This is a genomic window from Brevundimonas sp., assembly GCF_023259385.1.
Classification (GTDB): Bacteria; Pseudomonadota; Alphaproteobacteria; order Caulobacterales; family Caulobacteraceae; genus Brevundimonas.
This window is the reverse complement of sequence record NZ_JAHFPF010000206.1, coordinates 1-5359: the sequence shown is the minus strand read 5'-3', so window position 1 is coordinate 5359 and position 5359 is coordinate 1. Positions and strand designations below refer to the sequence as shown.

Sequence of the window (5359 nt, the reverse complement as noted above, 5' to 3'; positions counted from 1 at the left end):
GCAGCGCCAGAAGGCGCCCCGCATTCGGGTCCGCGACCCGATAGAAAATTGTCTGGGCCTCGCGGCGGAAGGCGACCAGGCCGTCCTCGCGTAGCCGGGCGAGGTGTTGGGACAGCGCCGACTGGCTCAGGCCGATCTGGCTGGCCAACTGGCCGACCGACATCTCCTCGGCCGAGATCAGGTGACAGAGGATGAGCAGGCGACGCTCATTGCCCAACGCCCGCAACAGCTGGGCGGCTTCCCCGGCCCGCGCCTCGAAATCCGCCAAGGTGAGCGCGGGAAGATCTGCCGGTGGCAGGAACGAATTTGTATCTCTCATGTTTCTAATTTAGAGATCGCTAATATAGCTGTCAACCACGCTATCCAGGAACCCGACATGACCGCCCGCCCGAACATCCAGGCCTTCTTCGACGAGCCCACCCACACTGTGACCTATCTGGTGTCTGATCCGGCGACCGGTCAGGCGGCGGTGATCGATCCGGTTCTCGACTACGACCACCCGTCCGGCGAGGTGGACACTCGCTCCCTCGCGACCGTGCTCGCCGCCGCAGAAGCGGGCGGTCTGACTGTGGTCTGGGCCCTGGAGACCCATGTTCATGCCGACCACCTCAGCGGAGCGCCCTTCATCAAGCTCCGTACCGGCGCCGCGATCGGGATCGGCGAGCATGTCCGGGACGTGCAGAGCATCTTTCGGCCCATCTTCAACGCCACGGATGTGAAGGCGGACGGCGGCGACTTCGACAAGCTGTTCGCCGACGGCGAGCGCTTCAGGATCGGCGCGCTGGAGGTCGAGGTGCTCCATACACCCGGTCATACGCCGGCCGACGTGAGCTACCGGATCGGAGATGCGGTCTTTGTCGGCGACACGCTGTTCATGCCCGACTACGGCACGGCCCGCGCGGACTTTCCGGGTGGCGACGCTCGTCAGCTCTACCGCTCAATCCGCAAGCTTCTCGACTTGCCGCCTGAGACGCGTCTGTTCCTGTGCCACGACTACAAGGCGCCGGGCCGGGATGCCTATTGCTGGGAGACGACGGTGCAAGCCCAACGCGAGACGAGCGTCCATGTGCATGACGGCGTCAGCGAAGACGCCTTCGTCAAGATGCGCGAGGAACGCGACGCGACCCTCTCGCCCCCAGCGCTCCTCATCCCCTCGATCCAGGTCAACATTCGCGCCGGCAATTTCCCGCCCGCCGAGGCCAACGGCGTCAGCTACCTGATGATCCCCGTAAAGCCGAAGGTCGGTAACTAACGGCGAACAAGTCGCTCAGGGGATACTCCTCCTCCCGCCCGGATTACGCGATGCCATGAACACAAGCCCCGCCGTCGCCAGCAGGGCGAACACGGCGCCGGCGAGGAAGGTCGCCTCGGGTCCCATCCGCGACCACAGCAAGCCGGCGACGACGCTGGCCGCCAGCAAGGTCACGCCGCTGGCGAGATTGAACAGACCAAAGGCCGTTCCACGCATATTCGGCGGGGCCGTATCCACGACCAAAGCCGCCAACAATCCCTGGGTCAGGCCCATGTGCAGGCCCCACAGGGCGACCCCGATCAGAACGCCCGGAATAGTCGCCACAAAGGCGAGGACCACGTCGGCGGCGATCAGGACCGCGAGGCCGATGATGAGCAGCCAGCGTCGATCGATCCTATCCGACAGACTCCCGGCCGGCGCGGCCACGACCGAATACACCACGTTCATCACCACCATCACCACGGGCACGAGAGCGATGGCGAGGCCGACATCCTGCGCCCTCAACACCAGGAAGGCTTCGCTGAACCTCGCCATGGTGAACACCACGCCCAGAGCGACGACAGACCAGAACGCTCCGCCCATCGCCAGCACATCGATCCATCGGATCGGCGGTCGCGGATGACGCACGCCATCGACGGAACGGGGCTCCTTGACCGCGAAGATGAGCACCGCGACGGCAAGCGCGGCTGGAACCACGGCCCAGGCGAACACCGCGCGGATATTGCCCGCGAGAACGACCATGAGAGCCATCGCGACGAGTGGTCCGGCGAAAGCGCCGATGGTGTCGAGGGACTGACGCAGACCGAAGGCCGCGCCGCGGATCTCGGGCGGCGCGATGTCGGCGACCAGGGCGTCGCGGGGCGCGCCCCGAATGCCCTTGCCGATCCGATCGGCGAACCGCGCGCCGAACACTTCGAACGGCGTCACCGCGACCGGAAAGATCGGCTTGGTCAGCGCGCCCAGTCCATAGCCGGCCACCGCCAGCCACTTGCGGTGGCCAAGGCGGTCGCTGAGCCAGCCGGAGAAGACCTTGGTGATCGACGCCGTGGCTTCGGCGATGCCTTCGAGCAGTCCCACCAGCGCGACGCTTGCGCCGAGGCCTGTCACCAGAAAGACCGGCAGCAGACTGTGAATCATCTCCGACGAGACATCCATGAACATGGAGACGAAGCCGATCGCCCAGACGCTTCGGGGCACCGCTCTCAGGCCGGTCTTAAGGGGCGCGGTCATATGTGCTCTTTAGGTTCGGACGAGCGATCCACGCGAGCTCAATGGTTCTGAAGGCTCCCTTGAGCAGCCAGTCTGGGTGTCGTCAGGATCGAAATCCCCCGGCGCCGACCGTCATGCCGCTCGACGGGAGGGGAAGCGCTCTGCGTCTACCTCAATCAGTTCTCCAGCCGTTACGGAAGCGCCAGGATGACACGGACCCAGCCGATATCCTGGACGTATTCCAGAGACTCGAAAAGCGGATAGGCCAAGGCCATCACGGCCCCGTCCCGCAGCGTGCGGAGGAAGAAGATCGGGCGGACCTCAAGCGTGTCCTGATCGCGCCATTTCGACGGATCCGGCCAGAAGCGGGGGGTGCGCGCCATGTAGGCCGCATAGTCCGGGCCGAAGGCTTCGCTCAGCCACGCTTCTTCCCGCTTCACCGTGGCGGTAAAGACCACCACTGCGATCAACAGGAACAGCATCGCGATGGTGAGGCTGCCGGTCAAAGCGCCCATGCCGAACGCGCCCATGAAACTGAAAACATAGAGCGGGTTGCGCGAAATCGAATAGGGCCCACGCTGGACGATCTCCGCCGTCTTGCGGCCGCCGATATAGAGCGAACACCAGGCCCGGCCGATGATGCAGACAGCGATCAACGCCAGACCCGCGACTTCCAGCAGTTCGTGAAACAGACTTTCGTCTCCGAACGAACGGGAGACCGCCGCCAGGGCCAGAACGGCAAGGATGCCGATCAGCAGCACGCCCTTGCGGAGGCGTTGGGTCCTCTGAAGGCCCTGCGTCGAAATCGGAGTGGTCATGCGCTAAAGCTCACTTGGGTTAAGCCTAGCTATGGCTTGTCGCTGGCGTCGTGCCAACTGCTTCAAGGCGGACCCGCCGCGCCGGCCGGCTCGCGCCACAACAGGAACCAGCCGACAACCGCCCAGGTGGCTCCCAGCGCCCAGCCCGCCAGGACGTCGGTCGGCCAATGAACGCCGAGATACACGCGGCTGAAGCCGATCGACAGAATGAGGAGGGTCGCGACGGCGTGAATCATCGCTCGGGAGCGCCGACGTTGAACGAGACCGGCCAGAACGATTGCGAGCACGAGATAGGTGGCCACCGAAATGGTCGAATGTCCGCTCGGGAAGCTGTTCGAATAGACGTAGCTGCCATGGGGCACCAGGTCCGGTCGGGGGCGGGCATAGGCGAGCTTCAGGAGGTCACTCGACAGCTCCGCTCCGATCACCACCATGGCGACCACCCCGGCCTGACGGGCGCGACCGGCTCGAGCCAGCGCGACGACGGCCGTCACCGTGATCAGCGTGAGCACGGTGAATCCGCCGAGCGCGGTGACGTCGCGCATCGCCTCTTCCAACCAGCGCGGGCCGATCGGATTGCCTGGATCGCTCGCCACGCGAAGCATCAGAAGGAGGCGCTCGTCGAGCGATCGGGTCTCTCCTTCGGCCATTTCACCCGCGAGGGTGAGAAACGCCCAGAGACTGAACGCCGTCGCAAGGAAGCCAGCGATGATCCGGCCGGTCAGGCGGTCTCGAAACCGCGTCACGCGAGCGGGCAGCGTCCATCGGAATGTCATGGCGCGGCTCCCGGCTTCAACTGTCGATGAAGCCGAGCGACGGCTCCATATCCTCGAAGGTGACGGTCATGCCCCAGCCCTTGCCAAACGGCGCGGCGATGTGGCCATAGCGGAGGGACAGCTGGGCCTCGGCCGCACGCTCCCCAAGCCGCGAGACCGCCGCGACATAGAGCGCCGAGGCAAGGCCAGTCCGATCCGCCCCCGACTCGCAGTGGATCAGGAGCGGCTTGGGTGCGCGCCGCATGACCTCGATCAACCGCCAAGCCTCTTTTTTGGTGATCCCGCGCTTGGCCGAAATGCGGAAGTCGATGTGACTGATTCCCAGCCGCCGGGCCGTCGCAGTCTCGTCCTGATACCAGGCTTCCGAAGCGTTCTCGCCGCGCAGATTGATGACGGTGCGGATCCCGTGGTCTCTCTGATACCGCGAAAGCGTGTCGCCGGAGGGTTGCGCTGATCTGTAGACTTCTCCCGCGACGACCGAATGGAAATTGCCCGTCGCCGCCGCCCAGACGACATAGCCCAACAAGATCGCCAGGATGACCCCGGCGACCATGGACGCACGCGCCAGGAGGGGGAGGACCCGCCGACCGCGAGCGACAGCTGCCGGCTGCGGCGGCGGGGCCTCGTAGAGCGGGATCATTGAGCGCGCCCGCGAAGAGGCGTCGACAATCGCGCCAGGAGGGTGGGGGTGAAGATCAGGATCAGGGGGACCCCCGCGAGCAGACCGGTGATGATCGCTATGGCCAGGGGCTTCTGCATCGCCGAGCCCTCTCCGAGACCCAGGGCCAGGGGCGCCAAGGCCAGAATGGCGATAAGAGCTGACATCAGGATGGGCCGCAGCCGGGCCCGGCCCGCGGCAATCAGCGTGTCAGGATCCGGCCGTTCGCCTGTCGGCAGTTCCGCCAGATAGAAGACGCCCAGCTCGGCGACGATGCCGATCACCATGGTCAGTCCCATCATGGCCGAGATGTTCAACTCGGTGCCGGTTATCCAAAGGCCCAGGAAGACGCTCGACGCGGCCAGGATCAGGGTGGCGACGATGCTGCCGACCGCGGCCCAGTTCCGGAACAGATAAAGGAACAGCAGGCCGACCAGCAGCAGGGCCGAGACAAACACCACCGCCAGATCCCGGAACGACTTTTGCTGTTCGGCGTAGAGGCCGCCGTATTCGACCCGGACCCCGGCCGGCAGGTTGAGGCGCGACACCGTCTGCGACACCTCCCGCATGGCCGACCCCAGATCGCGACCTTCGAGACGGGCGGTTACCGCGACCAGGGGCTGCAGATTCTCTCGGGTGATCTGCG

General features: G+C 65.4%; 7 protein-coding genes. 1 reads left to right on the top strand and 6 read right to left on the bottom strand.

Features of this window, described 5'->3' with window-relative positions:
- A partial coding sequence (locus Q0C81_RS14340) for a metalloregulator ArsR/SmtB family transcription factor (RefSeq protein WP_291839304.1) occupies positions 1 to 268 on the bottom strand: 268 nt, incomplete at its 3' end.
- A 108-nt stretch (positions 269 to 376) separates the two neighbouring features.
- Here Q0C81_RS14340 and Q0C81_RS14335 point away from each other — a divergent pair.
- Positions 377 to 1252 carry an MBL fold metallo-hydrolase gene (locus Q0C81_RS14335; RefSeq protein ID WP_291839300.1) on the top strand — a complete coding sequence of 292 codons (876 nt, stop codon included), beginning with the start codon at positions 377 to 379 and terminating at the stop codon, positions 1250 to 1252.
- Between the two features lie 15 nt (positions 1253 to 1267).
- Here Q0C81_RS14335 and Q0C81_RS14330 read toward each other — a convergent pair whose 3' ends face one another.
- The 5 genes from Q0C81_RS14330 to Q0C81_RS14310 form a co-directional block, all read right to left on the bottom strand.
- Complete coding sequence (locus Q0C81_RS14330; protein WP_291839298.1) at positions 1268 to 2413, bottom strand: MFS transporter; 1146 nt, start codon at positions 2411 to 2413, stop codon at positions 1268 to 1270.
- Between the two features lie 239 nt (positions 2414 to 2652).
- A complete protein-coding gene (locus Q0C81_RS14325; protein WP_291839295.1) occupies positions 2653 to 3222 on the bottom strand; it encodes an isoprenylcysteine carboxylmethyltransferase family protein in 570 nt (189 codons plus the stop codon).
- 119 nt (positions 3223 to 3341) lie between these two features.
- On the bottom strand, positions 3342 to 4055 hold the full coding sequence (locus Q0C81_RS14320) for a phosphatase PAP2 family protein (protein WP_291839292.1): 714 nt from the start codon (positions 4053 to 4055) through the stop codon (positions 3342 to 3344).
- Between the two features lie 16 nt (positions 4056 to 4071).
- Entirely contained in the window at positions 4072 to 4608 is a 537-nt protein-coding gene (locus tag Q0C81_RS14315; protein WP_291839289.1) for a dual specificity protein phosphatase family protein, read from the bottom strand.
- 83 nt (positions 4609 to 4691) lie between these two features.
- A partial coding sequence (locus tag Q0C81_RS14310; protein ID WP_291839286.1) for an efflux RND transporter permease subunit occupies positions 4692 to 5359 on the bottom strand: 668 nt, incomplete at its 5' end.